This window comes from Lapillicoccus sp. (assembly GCF_025353065.1).
Classification (GTDB): Bacteria; Actinomycetota; Actinomycetes; order Actinomycetales; family Dermatophilaceae; genus Lapillicoccus.
On sequence record NZ_JANXRJ010000201.1, the window covers coordinates 1 to 14,832 of the forward strand.

Below are 14,832 nucleotides of genomic sequence, written 5' to 3' on the forward strand. Positions count from 1 at the left end.
ATCGCCGCCGTGTGGCCGGGGTCGCCGAGCCGCTCGTCCAGATAGCTGACGGCCCCGACGGTGTAGGGCGTCGGGGTGTCCTCGACGAGTCCGTCGAGCCGGAAGCGACGACCGCCCGTCGCCATGAGGGCGAAGATCCCATCACCGATCTCGCCGATCTGGTCGACGACCGCGGTGCACCCCACGTCGTAGACGTCGTTCTCGCGTTCGCCCACCTCGAAGCCGTGGCGGATGCCGACGACGCCGAAGACGGGGTTGGCATCGCGGTTGGCGAGCAGGTCACGCAGCAGGACGACGTAACGGGGCTCGAAGATCTGCAGCGGCAACGGCGCTCCCGGCAGCAGCGCGCTACCGAGCGGGAAGAGCGGCAACAGGGACATAGAAAGACTGTAGGTCCAGACACGCTCGTCGGCACGCTCGGCGCACGGTCGAAACGGCAGGATGTCGCCATGACCCTCACGAGCTTCGACCGCGACGGCCTCGTCTTCGACGTCACCGACACCGCTGGCGAGGGCTCGCCGGGGTCCGACGGTCCCGAGGGTCAGGTCGCAGGGACGGTCGTGCTCCTCCACGGCTTCCCGGCCGACCGCGACTGCTGGACGGAGGTATGCCGCCCGCTCACCGCAGCCGGGCTGCGCACCCTGGCGCCCGAGCAGCGTGGCTACAGCCCCGGGGCCCGCCCGGCCGGGCGCGCGGCATACCGGATCGAGGAGCTCGTGGCCGATGTCGTCGCCCTCATCGACGCGGCGGGCGTCGACCGGGTCCACCTCGTCGGGCACGACTGGGGCGGCGCGGTGGCCTGGGCGGTCGCTGGGACCCATCCCGACCGGCTGGCGTCCCTGACCGTGCTGTCGACCCCGCACCCGGCGGCGCTCGCGCGGGCCTACCGCACCTGGTGGCAGGCCCGGCACTCCGCCTACATGGCGTGGTTCCAGCTGCCGTGGCTGCCTGAAGCCACCTTCGCAAGGACCTTCCCGGCCGGGCTGAGGCGCTCCGGGCTGCCCGAGGCGGTGCTGCAGCGCTACCTGCGCCGGATGGAGGAACCGGGCCGGCTCACCGCGAGCCTCGGCTGGTATCGCGCGATGGGGTCATCGGCCGGGACGATGCACCGCTGCAAGGTGCCGACCACGTTCGTCTGGGGGCGCCACGACGCCTTCCTCGGCCGGGTCGCGGCCGAGGCCACCGGCGACCTCGTCCGGGCGGACTACCGGTTCGTCGAGCTCGACGAGGGCCACTGGCTGCCCGAGGTCGCGCCGGGGCGGTGCGCCGAGGAGATCCTCGAGCGGGTCCGCTCCACCACGAGTTCGTGAACTTTTCACGAGTTGGCCTCCAGGTTGGTGATCCATTCACGGTAGGAACGTGCGGTGACCTCTTCGCCGACCGTTCCCCGCCCCCGCCGGTATGCCGCGTGGCTCGCCGCCGCGGGCCTCGCGGCATACGTGCTGCTCGCCGGGGGGACCGTCCTGCTCGCCGGGGGGACCGTCCCCGTCGCGCGCGCCGACGTCCCCCCGCCGCCGCCGACCGCGGTGACGCTCGCGCCCGGCGGGATCCCGCCGTCGCAGCAGGAGTCGGACGGCTACGACTTCACGGCGCACGGTGAGGCGCTCGCGACGGTGGCCACCCAGCACGTCGCGCCGGGCCTCGACCTGACGAACTACCAACGGCTCGAGAGCGGCGGCTGGAACCGCGGCAACGTCCTCACCGCCGACCTGTCCGTCCCGACGCTGTCGATGGACGTCCACAACTCCGGGTCGGTCGCCGCGGTCGGGACCCTCTCGAGCCAGCTGCTCGGGACGGGCGCGGTGGCCGGCATCAACGGTGACTTCTACGACATCAACGCCAGCGGCGCACCCGTCGGGATCGCCTCTGGCAGCAGGGGGCTCGTCAACGCGGTCTCGGGCACACGGCCGGCGTTCACGCTGGCCGACGGGCGCGCGACGGTAGCCGCGCTGACGTCGTCGGGCACCCTCACCGCGGCCGGGCAGACGCATCCCCTGGCCGGCTTCAACACCCCGTCCCTGCCGACGGACGGGATCGGCGTCTACACCCCGCTCTGGGGTGACGCGAGCCTCGACCGCCCGGTCGGCGGCCCCGGCGGGATGTCCCCGAAGGTCGCGCGGGCCACGGTCGTGGGGTCCGTCGTGACCGCGGTGGGTGCTGGTGCCGGCGCGCCCGCGATCCCGCCCGGCGGTCAGGTGCTGCTCGGCCGCGACGCAGGCGCCGACGTCGTGGCAGCCCTCACCGTGGGCGAGTCGGTCGACGTCGCGGTCGGGCTCTCAACCCGGGTCCAGCTCGCCCTCAGCGGCGCCGACCAGCTCGTCAAGGACGGCGCGGTCAACCCCGCCGTCGCCGACGACGGCCTGCACGCCCGGACCGCAATCGGTGTGTCCCGCAACGGGAAGAAGGTCATCGCCCTGACCGTCGACGGGCTGACCTCGGCCAGCGTCGGGATGAGGCGGATCGACCTCGCCACCCTGATGCAGAGCCTCGGCGCCTACCAGGCCCTCAACCTCGACGGCGGCGGCTCGAGCACGCTGGCCGCCCGGGTCTCGGGCGGCACCGCGCCCCTGGTGGTGAACACGCCGCAGGACGGCAGTGAGCGCGCCGTCTCCAACACCCTCCTCTTCTTCTCGTCGGCGACACCGTCCGGATGGGCGAACGCCGCGCAGGTGCGGCCGGTCTCCAACCGGACCGGGGCCTACACCGTCCTGCAGGGCCAGAGCCGCACCGTCTTCGGCTCGGGCATCGACGGCCGGTATGCCGCGGTCGAGCGCGGTGGGACCTTCAGCTCGACCACCGACCGGGTCTCACTCAGCCGGCGCGCCGGCCAGCAGGTCGTCGCCACCGGCGTCCGCCGCGGCGCGACCGACGTCGGCTTCGACATCGGGAAGGGTCGCACCGCGGCGATGCCCCTGACCGTGCTGGGGCCGCTCGACCACCTCGACGCGGACCGCGCGACGATCCCCTTCGCCGACCGGTCCGGCACCGCATCACTCCTCCTCACCGGCTACGACTCCGACGGCCGGCCCTCGCCGCTCGAGCCGCGGGACGTCGCCGTGACCGCTGACCCGGGCGTCGTCGTGACCCCCGACGCGGCGAACGGGTTCGTCATCACGCCGGCGATGGACAAAGGCTCCGCGGTGGTCCACTTCCGGGTCGGCGACCACTATTACGACACCACGGTGCTCGTCGGACTCGACACCGTCTCGGTCGCCGACTTCAGCGACGGTGCGTCGTGGACACCGGCGAGCGACCGCGCCACCGGCACCCTGACGACGGCCACCGGTCCGGCGGGTGAACCTGCCCTGCGACTGCAGTACGACTTCACCCGGAGCACCGCCACCCGCGGGATGTATGCCGTGCCGCCGGTCGCCCTCCCCGTCACCGGCCAGCCCCTCGACCTCTCGATGTGGGTCAAGGGCGACGGCTCCGGGGTGTGGCCCCGGATCATGGTCACGAGCGGGGACGGCACGGTGAGCAACCTCAGCGCTAACTTCGTGACCTGGCAGGGCTGGCAGCAGGTCACCTTCCCGGTACCGCCCGGGACGGCAATGCCGTTGACCGTCAACCGGATCCGCTTCCTCGAGACTCGGGCGGATGTCAATTATCACGGTGACCTGTCGTTCGCCGGGCTCGTCGCCCACGTCGCGCCGCCGTCGTCGCCGGTGACGCAGGAGCCGGTCCACGACCCCGTCATCGTCACGGACGGGACGGTCGACGACCGGCCGCAGCGCATCGCGGTCCTCTCCGACGGACAGTTCGTCGCCCGCGATCCCAGCAGCACGCTGCTGGCCAACGTGCGAAAGACGTTGCGGGAGATCGTTGCTGCTCGACCCGACTACCTCGTCATCGACGGCGACTTCGTCGACGAGGCGAGCCCGGCCGACTTCGCGCTCGCCAAGCAGGTGCTCGACGAGGAGGTCGGCAGCGCGATCCCCTGGACCTACGTCCCCGGCAACCACGAGGTCATGGGCGGCCCGATCGGCAACTTCACGGCCGTCTTCGGACCCACCCACACGACGACGCTGCTGTCGACGCCCACCGGCGCAACCCGGCTGATCACCCTCAACTCGTCCTCCCTCACCCTGCACGGCAACGACGACGGAGCGGCGCAGCTCGTGCAGCTCGAGCAGCAGCTGCGCGACGCGGCGGCCGACCCCGCGGTGACCGGCGTCGTCGTCGCGACGCACGTGCCGGTCGACGACCCCCTGGCGGACAGGTCCAGCCAGCTCGGCGACCGGATCGAGGCGCAGCAGCTCGAGGACCGCATCGGCCGCTTCCGCACCCAGAGCCACAAGTCCGTCGCCGTGGTCAACGGCCACGTGGGGGTCTTCCACGCCTCGTCAGCGCAGGGCGTGTCGATGATCATCAACGGCAACTCGGGCAAGACCCCGGCGGGCAACGTCGCGGACGGCGGTTTCCGGGGGTGGACGACGCTCGGGATCGACCCGGCCAAGGGCGTCGTCGGTCGGACTCCGAGGCCGAGCGCCCGGGTCGACTGGCTGCAGGCGGAGACGCATCCGAGCGTGGACGCCCTCCAGCTCGACGTGCCGACGATCCTCGGGGTCGGGTCGAGCGTCACCCTCGCCCCGACGTTCACCCAGGGGTCGGCGAGCGTCCCGGTCGCCTGGCCGGTGAGCGCGCAGTGGTCGGGAGACGGCGTCCAGGTCGACGAGGCACTGCTCGGGGTCGGGGGCGCCGTGGTCCGGTTCGACCCGGCGACGAACCGGCTCACCGCTCTGCGCGCTGGGACCGCGACGCTGACCCTGGTCGTCGGAGGCGTCAAGGAGAGCGCCACGATCCAGGTTACCGGAGTGGGGGCTCACCGATCCTGACCTCAGATCGGGTGACCCACCCCCCCCCGCAGGTGTTTCCACGCCCGCCGAGCCCCCTCGGGTATGCCGTGGGTCTCGCCACCCGGCATACGGGCGGGCTGGGGTCCTTGCCGCACCTAGGCTGACCCGGTGACCCCACCGACGCCGACGAGCTACTACCGCCGACGTCCCGGCGGGTTCTTCGAGCCGACGGTGCACGTGCAGGGGGTCTGGAACCCCACCGAGCAGCACATGGCGCCGGTCTCGGGGCTGCTCGTCCACGCGATCGAGGAGCGACTGGTGCGCGAGGACCTGCAGCTGGCGCGGATCACCTTCGAGATCCTCGGCGTCATCCCGCGGGCGCTGACCGAGATCACCGTGACGACCATCCGCCCCGGCCGCACCATCGAGCTCGTCGAGGCGGTCCTCGTCGCCGGCGGCCGACCCGCGGTGCGGGCCCACGCCTGGCGGATGGCGCGTCAGAGGACGGTGGCCGTCGAGGGTGGCGCACCCGAGCAACTGCCGGCGCCGGAGACGATGCCCGTGTGGCAGGGTCGGGAGCGATGGGCCGGCGGCTACATCGACTCGCTGGAGGGCCGACGCGCGGAGGCGAGCGTGCCCGGTCGCGGGCAGGTCTGGCTGCGCACCGACATCACCCTCGTCGAGGACGTCGAGGTCAGCCCCACGGCGGCGTTCGTCGGGCTGGTCGACACCGCGAACGGCGTTCTCGTGCGCGAGGATCCGTCGAAGTGGATGTTCCCCAACATCGACCTGTCGATCCACCTCTGGCGGCAGCCGAAGGCGGGCTGGGTCGGCTTCGACACGACGGTCGTCTTCGGCGGCGACGGCATCGGGCTGACGTCGACGACGCTGCACGACGTCGACGGCCCGGTCGGACGCAGCGAACAGATCCTCACCGTGCGGCCGCTGCCCCCCGCCCCCGACGCCCCCGCCCCCGCCCCCGCCCCCGGGTTGGGGTGAAAACGCGTCACCGATGACGCGTCCGAACCCCAATCCGGGGAGGCGGGGTCACCCCAATCCGGGAGGCGAACGCGGGGTCACTCGCCCGGGTAGACGACCCCCACCTGGCGGCGCGCCTCGTCCATCACGGCCATCACGGCCCGCGAGGAGTCCCACGTCATCAGGGGGCTCTCGTGGAGGCCGGCGGCGATGCACCGGGCCGCCTCGGCCGCCTGGTACTGGAAGCCGTTGACGACATCCACCTGGAACTCCTCGACGACGGCCCGGTCGCGCCCGCCGGACCGACGCAGCACCGTGCGACCACCGGCGTAGAAGTCGCCCCCGACGATCTCGAGGCTGCCGGCCGTACCGGAGACCACGGCGCTCGTCGGTGTCTTCGTCCAGAGCGTCGTGTCGATCTGCGCGATCGTCTTGCCGGAGTAGCCGAGCACCATCGCCACGTGCCCGTCGACGCCGGTCTCGGTCAGTCGGCCAATCGCCTTGACCTCGCTCGGCGCTCCGAGGAGGTCGACGGTGAAGGACACCGGATAGACCCCGAGGTCGAGGATGGCACCGCCCGCGAGGTCGGGGTTCTTCAGCCGGTGGTCGGCGGGGAGGTCGAGCGACTGACCGTGATCGGCGGTGACGGTGACGACGTCCCCGATCGCCCCGGAGGCGATCTGGTCCCGCAGCCAGGCGATGTGCGGCAGGTGACGGGTCCACATCGCCTCCATCGCGAAGACCCCCTGCTGCTCGGCCGCCGCGAAGATGACCTCCACCTCGGTAGCGTTCCGGGCCAGGGCCTTCTCGATGAGGACGTGCTTGCCGGCCGCGATCGCGAGCAGGGCGTGCTCGCGGTGCCCGGAGTGCGGCGAGGCGATGTAGACCGCCTCGACCTCCGCGTCGCCGACGAGCCGGTCGTAGCCGACATACGAGCGCGGGATGCCGTGCCGCGTCGCGAACTGCTGGGCCCGGTCGGCGTCACGCGACCCGACCGCCACGACCGAGCCGGCCGTGAAGTCCGCCACGGCCTCGGCGAACTTGTTCGCGATGCCGCCGGGCGCGATGATCCCCCAGCGCACCGCCGGGGCGTCCATCGGGTCGGGTACGAGTGCGGTGGTCGTCATCGAGGTGGTCCCGTCGTTGGGGTGGCAGGGTCGAGGTGTCAGGGCGGAGCGGCGTGCTCGCAGGGCGAGTATGCCGCGACGGTCGGCCCGCCCTGCGACCGGTCCGGGTGGTCCGCTGCCCGTGCCGCAGCCGCCCCGGGATGGGAGGATCCACGTATGCCGGACGACCTCGTCGACAGCTGGGCCGCGCCGCCGCGCCGGGAGACCGGGCGCGGGGGGCGCGGGGGCCGCGTCGCCCTCACTCGCGCAGTGGAGCGCTGGATGCCGCGCGCGATCGGCCCCGGTCTCGTGGCGGCCTCGACGATGCTCGTGGCGGGGCAGCTCCTCTCCGCTTACCGGATGGTCTGGCCGACGGACAGCTCGGGCCAGTTCCAGCTGGGCACCGACTCGGCGATCAGGGTCGCCCAGCTCGTCGCCGCACCCTTCTCTGCTGTCCCCGTGCTGATCGCCAGCCTTCCGCTGCTCGTCCTCGCGGGGATCGTCCACCTCCCCGCGGGGAGCGGGCTGCGGATCGGTCCCCGCTTACGCGTGGCCTCGGTGATCATCGCGATGGCCATCACACTGGTCGGAGCGGCGCTTCTCATCGGGACCGCGGCATGGACGCTGACCACTCACGGCGTGGTGGGTAGCGGGACCGACAACATGGGATTCTTCGTGGTCGACCCGGTCAGCACCTTCCTCTCCCGTGGCAGTGACGGGCTCGCGACGGCCGTGCTCGCTGGGGTCGCCGGCTGGCTGCTGTGGACGAGATCGACCGCCGTCCCGCTTGCGGCCACCGCCGACGCGGGGGAGGCTCAAGCAGAGGCGAACGGCGTGGGGTCAGCCGCCCCGACGCCCCCGGCCGAGGGCGTCGAGCCCACGCCGCCGGCCGACCCGGCATACCGGCTCGGATCGGCAATGCTGGGAAGTCCGGCGCCCTTCGTCACCCGGGGCGCGAGCGAACCCTCCTGGCAGCACACGGATCCCACCGTCTTCCGACGACCCGCTGCGCGCGCCGAGCTGGGACCCGAGCCGACGCCCGAGGACGACGCCGTGACGTCCGCCGACCCGGCCGGACTCTTCCGGCGACCCGTCCGCTGACGGTCGACAGCCCCACCTGACTCGGTGTCACGTGGCAGCGGCGTCACGTGGCGGCGGCGCCGGGATGCGTCAGCCCGCTCCGAACGTCTCCTCGTCCGCGGTCATCAGCAGGTCCGTGAAGGCCAGGGCGTCCCGCCGGCGCTGGAGCGGGTTGCGGTAGAGCGACGGACGGCCCGGCTGGTGCCGCACCCGCAGGCACTCCTCGAGGAGACGTCTCCACTCCGGCTCGCACAGGGTGAGCGCCCACTCCCCGGCCTGGCACTGGGACACCAGCGACCCGGTCACGAGCGTGTGGTGCAGCCGGACGACACCGAGGACCCCGGACGTCGGCCCGACCGCACCGAGGCTCTCGCGCCCGCCGGCCGAGAGCAGCACGGCCGCGCGTTCCCACCACGGTGTCCACCGCTCCTCGATCTGTTTCAGGCACCACTCCCGCAACGCCTCGGGCCGCAGCGCGATCTGCCGGTCACGCAGGTCGGCCCCCGTGACCGTCAGCGCCTGGTCGTGCAGCTGGTGCCAGAGGAGTATGCCGGGAGCCTGCCGATCAGGGGCGACATGGATCCGACCGTCGAGCGCGCGCACCCCGGCGGTGGTCGAGGCCGTCGGCGCATGGGCCAGCTGTGCCCACGTCACATAGCTGGCGTCCAGGTGAATCTGGTTGTGCGACCGCGCTGTTCGCTGGTGGATGTCACCGAGGAGAGCCAGCTGCAGGGGGTCGGGCGCGTCGTCCAGGACGATGACGAGGTCGACGTCGCTCGTCTCGGGGTGATAGTCGTCGAGAGCGACCGAGCCGACGACGTAGACACCCTCGGCGACACCGGGGAGCGTCCGCTCGAGGTCCTGCTCATAGGCGGTGACAGCAGGCTCCACACCGTCGGTCATCGCGACCTCCGTCGCCCTGCCACTGGTCCGGCTTGTCACGTTCAGACCTTATGCGGTGTATGCGCGACAGCGTCGTATCTTGAGGGCTTTCGGCCGGTCGTGTCAGCCGTCCTCAGGTGTCGTCAAGCCTCGCCGGCCGCCGTCAGCCCGCCCAGACCTCCGCGAGCAGCCGCATGGACCGCAGCCGGTCGTCGAGGGAGTGCGCCGAGGTCGCGACGATCAGCTCGTCGACGCCCGTCATCGCCACGAACGCGTCGAGCCCCTCCTTGACCTGCCGGGGGGTGCCCACGAACGAGGCTGTCGTCATCTGCTCGATGGCGGCGCGTTCGGCGGACGACCATGTCGCCGTGACGTCTCCCTCGGGCGGCCGCGGCAGCAGCCCGCGGCGCCCGGTGATGATCCCGTGGAACCTCAGCAGCGTCGACCCCCAGACGTGCCGGGCCCGCTCCTCGGTGTCGGCGACGACGACGTTGACCCCGGCCATCGTCCGGGGGGCCGTCAGCGCGCCGGGCCGACCGGAGGGCCGGAACCCGGCCCGGTAGACCTCGAGCGCGCTCAGCAGCATGCGGGGAGCGAAGTGCGAGGCGAAGGAGTACGGCATACCGAGGGCGGCGGCGACCTGGGCGCCACCGTGGCTCGACCCGAGGATCCAGATGGGCACCTCGGTGCCCTCGCCGGGCACGGCGCGGACGCGCGCCGACTCGTCGACCGGGCCGAGGTACTGCACCACCTGCGCGACCTCGCCGCCGAAGTCGGCAGCAGCTCCCTCGACCCGGCGCAGGGCATAGGAGGTGATCGGGTCGGTGCCGGGCGCTCGCCCGAGGCCGAGGTCGATGCGCCCGGGGTGCATCGTCGCGAGCGTGCCGAACTGCTCGGCGACGACCAGCGGCGGGTGGTTGGGCAGCATGATGCCGCCCGAGCCGACCCGGATCGTCGTGGTCTGGTCGGCGACGTGGCCGACGAGCACCGCTGTGGCAGAGGAGGCGACGCCCGCGAAGTTGTGGTGCTCAGCCATCCAGTAGCGCGTATAGCCCTGCTCCTCCGCGACGCGGGCGGCCTCGACGGTCGCCGAGATCGCGTCGGCCGGGGTGCTTCCCTCGACGACAGGGACGAGGTCGAGGACATCGAGGTCGATGGTCGCGCCTCGTGAGGTCAACGTCGTCGCGCTCACTGGATGACCGTGCTGACGTCGGCGCCGAGCATCACGGTGCGGCTGACGGTGCACAGCCGGTCGTGCGACTTCTTGACGATGTCGGGCAGGATCGCCCGGGCCGCATCCCCGCCGTCCCCCTCGGGATAGGTGACACGGAAGGTGACGACGATGTCCTGGAGGTGGTTGCCGTGCTCGTCGGACACCTTCTCGGCCTCGACCTGCACCTCGAACCCCGCGGGCTCGGAGCGGCGGGCGGTCAGGTGGTCGACGTCGATGGCCGTGCAGCCGGCGATGCCCGCGAGCAGCAGCTCGACCGGGGTGAAGTCGTCGTTGTCGCCGCCGGAGACGGGGATGGTCCCCCCGCGCGCATTGGTCGCGGTGTAGTGGCCCTTGTCGCGCCGGGTGAGGGTCGTCGTCCGGTGCGCCGCCTTCTCGGGTGGCAGGTCGGCCGGACGCTGTTCGATGGTCATAGAACCAGCCTACGTCCGCCGGTCGGTGTCACCGTCCGGGGCCGGACTGCGGGGGTGACGGACTGGGTGGCGTGGCACGCGGCATACGGGGATCCGGGGTCGTCGCTGCCCCGGCGGCTGGCCGTCGTCCGCAGCGAGATCGGCCGCTGGCTCGATGAGACGGCGCCACGTCCTGTGACGGTGCTGAGTCTTTGCGCGGATGACGGGCGAGACCTGCTCGGCGCTCTCGCGGGGCGTGCGGACGCCGGACGTGTCCGCGCCACCCCTCGTCGAGCTCACGGCTCCTTGACGACGTCCGGGCACTCGGTGGCTCGGGCGACCAGAATCCCGGACCAGCGCAGGGCATGTGTCGCCGCTGGGCTCAGTCGGCCTCGGCGATACACGCCGTGCCGACCCGGCGGAAGCCCACGGCCTCGTAGACGCGGGCCACGTCCGCGCTCTGGGCGCTGCAGAAGACCGTCGTCACCCCGTGGTCGAGCGCGTGGCGCGCGAGGGCGCTGGTGACGGCCCCGGCATACCCCCGACGCCGGTATGCCGGGAGCATGGCGACCCCGACGATCTCCGCCACGTCGCCGCGCGGGTTGTAGCTCCCGCCGCCGACCGCCCCGACCACGGCGTCGAAGGCGCCGACGAGGAACGTGCGGCCGGACGCGCTGGCCTCCCGGGCCCGATCGGCGCCGTCCGGGTGGGCCGCGAGATCGGCGTCCCGTTCGGCAACCCCGGTCTTCCCGAGCGCCGTTCCCCCCGTAGCGAACCCGACACCGATGCATGAGTGGACGCGTCCGAGGTCGGGGTCGTCAGCCTCCACGAGGCGGACCTCGGCGTCGACCGGCCGGGCCGCCGGCTCGCCGTCGAGGACCAGCAGCGGGCACTCCTCCACCTGCAACCCGGCCGACCGGGCGGCGGCGAGCAGGGTCGGCGTCACTTCGTCGACCCACTCCAGGTTCCGGGGCAACCCCAGCTCGCGCTGGCGGGCCAGGACCGCCTCGACGTCGGCGGCGGTGATGTGTGCAGCGCTGACGTCGTCCCCGAGGCCGAGCCGCGGCCGCGCGTAGTAGGGGTAGCCGCCCCGGGAGACGAACAGCGTGAGCGGTCCGTGCTCCTCGGTGTCAGCGTTGCCCCGGGGAGCGAGGTCGTAGTAGCCCTCGAGCCGGGCGAGGATCAGGCCGTCGGTCGCGGCGTCTGCAGTCACGCCACGCACTCTGTCAGCCGTCCCCACCACGCACCACCGGGTTTCCCGCACCTCCCGCCCGCCGGGGGCCGGCTCCACCCGACAAGGGGACGGTTCGCGTGAGGACCGTTCACGCGCGGAGCGCCCCTTTATCGGGTCACCCGATAAAGGGACGGCGGGGTTTCGGCGGTCCGGCCCGGACTGTCTCAGCGTCCGCCGGACAGCCGCCGGGAGAGCGCGCCGGCGGCGAGCTGCACCGCCCCGGCGAGCCGCCTCCGCTCGTCATCGTCGACACGGTCCCCCTCGAACGTCACCGCGAAGGACGCCACGGGGTGCCCCGACCGGTCCAGCACGGCCGCCGCCACGGACGAGAGCCCGGGGGTGACGGTGCCCTCCTCCACGGCATACCCGCGTTCGCGCACCCGGGTGAGGACGGACCGGAGCTGGGTCAACGAGGTCGGGCCGGCGTCGTGCCGGCGGACGAACGCATCGCGCGAGGGGTAGAGCGCGCGGACCTGTGCAGCGGGTAGCGTTGCCAGCATTGCCAATCCGCTCGCGGTCAGCTGCGCCGGCAACCGCACCCCGACGTCCGTCACGAGGGAGGGTCGGCGGGGTGCGCGTTCCTCGACGACGTAGAGCACGTCGCTGCCGTGCAGCACCGCCACGTGCGCATTGTGATGCGTCTCGTCCACGAGACGGGTGAGCAGCGGCCGGGCGAGCCGTTGCAACGGCGCCTGCCGGGAGTAGGCGGAGCCGAGCTCGAACGCGGCCACGCCCAGCCCGTAACGCCGCTCCTCCGGCAGGTGCACCACGAAGCCGTGGTCCTGGAGCACCGCGAGCAGGTGGTAGGTCGAGGACCGGGCGATGCCCAGCCGCGCCGCGATGGTCGCCGCCGGCAACGGTTCGGTATGCCGCGACAGCAGGCCGAGCACCGCGAGCGCCTGGCCGGCTGCTGGGGCATTCGTCACAGCGGGCAGTCTCGCACCGACCTCTGGTGGCAGCGGAGGACCCCGGGTGGCAGCGTTGGGGCTGTGTCCTCCCGTCCGCAGGCGCCGAACGACGGCGTGCCCTTCACCGGGCACCGGCCGGGCGACGCGGCATACCGGCGACTGAACCTCGCGCTGTTCGCGGCCGGACTCGCGACCTTCGCCCAGCTGTACTCGACCCAGGCGGTGCTGCCCGACCTCGCCGCGCGGTTCTCCCTGACCCCGGCGGAGAGCGCCCTCAGCGTCTCGACCGCGACGCTGGGACTCGGTCTCGCTCTCCTCGTCGTCGGCCCGGTCACCGAGCGGCTCGGGCGCACCCCGCTGATGCACGCCTCGCTGGCCGCCTCGAGCATCGTCGGGATCCTCTGCGCGCTGGCACCGACCTGGCACCTCCTGCTCGCGCTGCGTGGTCTCCAGGGAGTCTCCCTCGCCGGGCTGTCCGCGGTGGCGATGGCCTACCTGCGCGAAGAGGTCCACCCCGACGCCCACGGCCGCGCCGCGGGCCTCTACATCGGCGGGACCGCGCTCGGCGGGATGACCGGTCGGCTGCTCGCGAGCGGGGTCGGTGACGTCGCCGGCTGGCGCTGGGCCGTGGGCGCGATCGCGGCGTTCGGCGTCGTCTGCACGGTGGTCGTGCGGCTCACCCTCCCTGCGTCACAGGGGTTCTCGCCGGCAGCGGCCGGCCGGGACGCGATGTGGGCGAGCACCAAGCGGGTCGTCGCCGACCCGGCGCTCCTCGCGCTCTACGCCTTCGCCGCCCTCGCGATGGGGAGCTTCGTCGCGACCTACAACGCCCTGGGGTTCCGCCTCGCGGCGCCGCCCTACTCCCTCAGCCTCGGCGTCGCCGGGCTCGTCTTCCTCAGCTACGCGCTGGGGTCCGTGAGCTCGACCCTCGCGGGCGGCCTGGCCGACCGGTTCGGGCGGCGCACGGTGATGCCGCTCGGGGTCGTCGTCGCGCTCGGCGGCCTGGCCCTCACCCTCGCCGGCCCGCTCTGGCTCGTCATCGTCGGTGTCGCGGTGACGACGACCGGCTTCTTCGCCGCCCACGGGGTGGCCAGTGGCTGGGTCTCGGCCCGCGCCCACATCGGGGGCGGCGGCACCGGGCAGGCGGCCTCGCTCTACCTCTTCGCCTACTACCTCGGCTCGTCCGTCTTCGGCGCCGTGTCCGGGCTGGCCTGGACCTCGGGCGGCTGGGACCGCGTCGTCCTCGTCGTCGCGGGGCTGATGGCGTTGGCACTGTTCTGCGCACTGGCACTTCGCCGGATCCCGAGTCTGGTCGGGCCGTCCCCCTCGGCCGGGAGTGCTTCGGGCCACTGAGAGTAGGACGCCCGTTCGCTGCGATCCTGACCGAGCGGCGCGAGGCTTTGCGCGGCATACCCCGGCCTGTTTGGATGAACCATGCAACGCACCGTGACCGCCCACCTCGAGCTCCTGCTCGGCGGACCCACGACGTCGCACCTCAGCATCGCGAGCGCCGCTCCGGCCGACCCGGAGAGCCTCCTGGTCTCGATCGACCAGCGGCCGCTCCAGCCCTCGCTGCTCGTCGACGAGCACGGCAGCCGCCTGCACCGCGTCGAGGCCGACCAGGGCATGCTCATCATCGACTACGCAGCGACCGTGACCGGCCGGGCCGCCCCCGCACCGGTCCGTCCGCTGGAACTGCTCACCTTCGTGCGCCCCAGCCGTTACTGCGAGTCCGACATTCTCGCGCCCACGGCGCACGCCGAGTTCGCCCGGCTCGAGGGGCACACGCTGCTGTCGGCGGTGAGTGCATGGGTGCACGAGCGGATCACCTACGTGCCCGGCTCGAGCGAGCCCACCGACGGCGCGGTCGAGACCCTCCTCACCCGCAAGGGGGTATGCCGCGACTTCGCGCACCTCTCCATCGCCCTGCTGCGCGCCTGCGACGTGCCGGCCCGGATGGCTTCCGTCTATGCGCCGGGGCTCTTTCCGATGGATTTCCACGCGGTGTGCGAGGCCTACGTCGAGGGGGCCTGGTGCGTCGTCGACGCGACCTGGCTGGCCCCACGGCAGTCGCTGCTACGCATCGCGACCGGGCGCGACGCCGCCGACACGGCCTTCGTGACCACGAGCGGGCCCGAGGCCATCCTCAACTGGCTCGAGGTCAGTGTCGTCGTGGACGTGCTCCCGCTCGACGACTGGCGGAGTGTCGTCCAGCTGGGCTGATC

The 14,832-nt window shown here is 72.7% G+C and carries 13 protein-coding genes; 6 read left to right on the plus strand and 7 right to left on the minus strand.

The genetic code is table 11. The features are described 5' to 3' along the window. On the minus strand, nt 1–380 hold a 380-nt coding region (locus Q0R63_RS15435; RefSeq protein ID WP_295699103.1), incomplete at its 3' end, for an LON peptidase substrate-binding domain-containing protein. A gap of 69 nt (nt 381–449) precedes the next feature. Between Q0R63_RS15435 and Q0R63_RS15440 the strand changes: the two genes are divergently transcribed. The 3 genes from Q0R63_RS15440 to Q0R63_RS15450 all read left to right on the plus strand — a co-directional run bounded on the left by Q0R63_RS15440 (nt 450) and on the right by Q0R63_RS15450 (nt 5,795). After that, nucleotides 450–1,310: an alpha/beta hydrolase gene (locus Q0R63_RS15440; RefSeq protein WP_295699106.1), complete on the plus strand. Its 861-nt coding sequence runs from the start codon at nt 450–452 to the stop codon at nt 1,308–1,310. A gap of 54 nt (nt 1,311–1,364) precedes the next feature. Then, nucleotides 1,365–4,835: a phosphodiester glycosidase family protein gene (locus tag Q0R63_RS15445; protein ID WP_295699109.1), complete on the plus strand. Its 3,471-nt coding sequence runs from the start codon at nt 1,365–1,367 to the stop codon at nt 4,833–4,835. A 129-nt stretch (nt 4,836–4,964) separates the two neighbouring features. Beyond that, nucleotides 4,965–5,795 (plus strand): thioesterase family protein, encoded by an 831-nt coding sequence (locus tag Q0R63_RS15450; RefSeq protein WP_295699111.1) that lies wholly within the window; start codon nt 4,965–4,967, stop codon nt 5,793–5,795. A gap of 77 nt (nt 5,796–5,872) precedes the next feature. Here Q0R63_RS15450 and Q0R63_RS15455 read toward each other — a convergent pair whose 3' ends face one another. Beyond that, entirely contained in the window at nt 5,873–6,901 is a 1,029-nt protein-coding gene (locus tag Q0R63_RS15455) for a Gfo/Idh/MocA family oxidoreductase (protein ID WP_295699113.1), read from the minus strand. Between the two features lie 156 nt (nt 6,902–7,057). On the opposite strand from Q0R63_RS15455, the gene Q0R63_RS15460 reads away from it, so the two are divergent. Next, the gene (locus Q0R63_RS15460) at nt 7,058–7,981 is read left to right on the plus strand and encodes a hypothetical protein (RefSeq protein WP_295699114.1); all 924 of its coding nucleotides are present in this window, start codon (nt 7,058–7,060) and stop codon (nt 7,979–7,981) included. Between the two features lie 69 nt (nt 7,982–8,050). On the opposite strand, the gene Q0R63_RS15465 is transcribed toward Q0R63_RS15460, so the two are convergent. The 5 genes from Q0R63_RS15465 to Q0R63_RS15485 form a co-directional block, all read right to left on the minus strand. Beyond that, nucleotides 8,051–8,863, minus strand: a complete 813-nt coding sequence (locus Q0R63_RS15465; protein ID WP_295699116.1) for a nucleotidyltransferase domain-containing protein — start codon at nt 8,861–8,863, stop codon at nt 8,051–8,053. A 142-nt stretch (nt 8,864–9,005) separates the two neighbouring features. Then, nucleotides 9,006–10,034, minus strand: a complete 1,029-nt coding sequence (locus tag Q0R63_RS15470) for an LLM class flavin-dependent oxidoreductase (protein ID WP_295699118.1) — start codon at nt 10,032–10,034, stop codon at nt 9,006–9,008. Further along, nucleotides 10,031–10,486 (minus strand): OsmC family protein, encoded by a 456-nt coding sequence (locus Q0R63_RS15475; RefSeq protein ID WP_295699121.1) that lies wholly within the window; start codon nt 10,484–10,486, stop codon nt 10,031–10,033. Before Q0R63_RS15475 ends, Q0R63_RS15470 begins: the two co-directional genes overlap by 4 nt. A 361-nt stretch (nt 10,487–10,847) precedes the next feature. Next, complete coding sequence (locus tag Q0R63_RS15480; RefSeq protein WP_295699123.1) at nt 10,848–11,678, minus strand: GNAT family N-acetyltransferase; 831 nt, start codon at nt 11,676–11,678, stop codon at nt 10,848–10,850. A gap of 185 nt (nt 11,679–11,863) precedes the next feature. Then, nucleotides 11,864–12,625, minus strand: coding sequence for an IclR family transcriptional regulator (locus tag Q0R63_RS15485; RefSeq protein ID WP_295699126.1), 762 nt, complete (start codon nt 12,623–12,625; stop codon nt 11,864–11,866). Nucleotides 12,626–12,688: 63 nt separating this feature from the next. On the opposite strand from Q0R63_RS15485, the gene Q0R63_RS15490 reads away from it, so the two are divergent. Together Q0R63_RS15490 and Q0R63_RS15495 are read left to right on the plus strand one after the other, a co-directional pair. Further along, complete coding sequence (locus tag Q0R63_RS15490) at nt 12,689–13,960, plus strand: MFS transporter (protein ID WP_295699128.1); 1,272 nt, start codon at nt 12,689–12,691, stop codon at nt 13,958–13,960. Nucleotides 13,961–14,041: 81 nt separating this feature from the next. After that, nucleotides 14,042–14,830, plus strand: coding sequence for a transglutaminase family protein (locus Q0R63_RS15495; RefSeq protein ID WP_295699130.1), 789 nt, complete (start codon nt 14,042–14,044; stop codon nt 14,828–14,830). The last annotated feature ends 2 nt before the right edge of the window (nt 14,831–14,832 follow it).

What these genes read in the sequence shown, in the direction of transcription:
- Q0R63_RS15475 (WP_295699121.1), bottom strand. Translation starts at nt 10,486, where the DNA reads ATGACCATCGAACAGCGTCCGGCCGACCTGCCACCCGAGAAGGCGGCG.
- Q0R63_RS15440 (WP_295699106.1), top strand. Translation starts at nt 450, where the DNA reads ATGACCCTCACGAGCTTCGACCGCGACGGCCTCGTCTTCGACGTCACC.
- Q0R63_RS15495 (WP_295699130.1), top strand. Translation starts at nt 14,042, where the DNA reads ATGCAACGCACCGTGACCGCCCACCTCGAGCTCCTGCTCGGCGGACCC.
- Q0R63_RS15455 (WP_295699113.1), bottom strand. Translation starts at nt 6,901, where the DNA reads ATGACGACCACCGCACTCGTACCCGACCCGATGGACGCCCCGGCGGTG.
- Q0R63_RS15460 (WP_295699114.1), top strand. Translation starts at nt 7,058, where the DNA reads ATGCCGGACGACCTCGTCGACAGCTGGGCCGCGCCGCCGCGCCGGGAG.
- Q0R63_RS15465 (WP_295699116.1), bottom strand. Translation starts at nt 8,863, where the DNA reads ATGACCGACGGTGTGGAGCCTGCTGTCACCGCCTATGAGCAGGACCTC.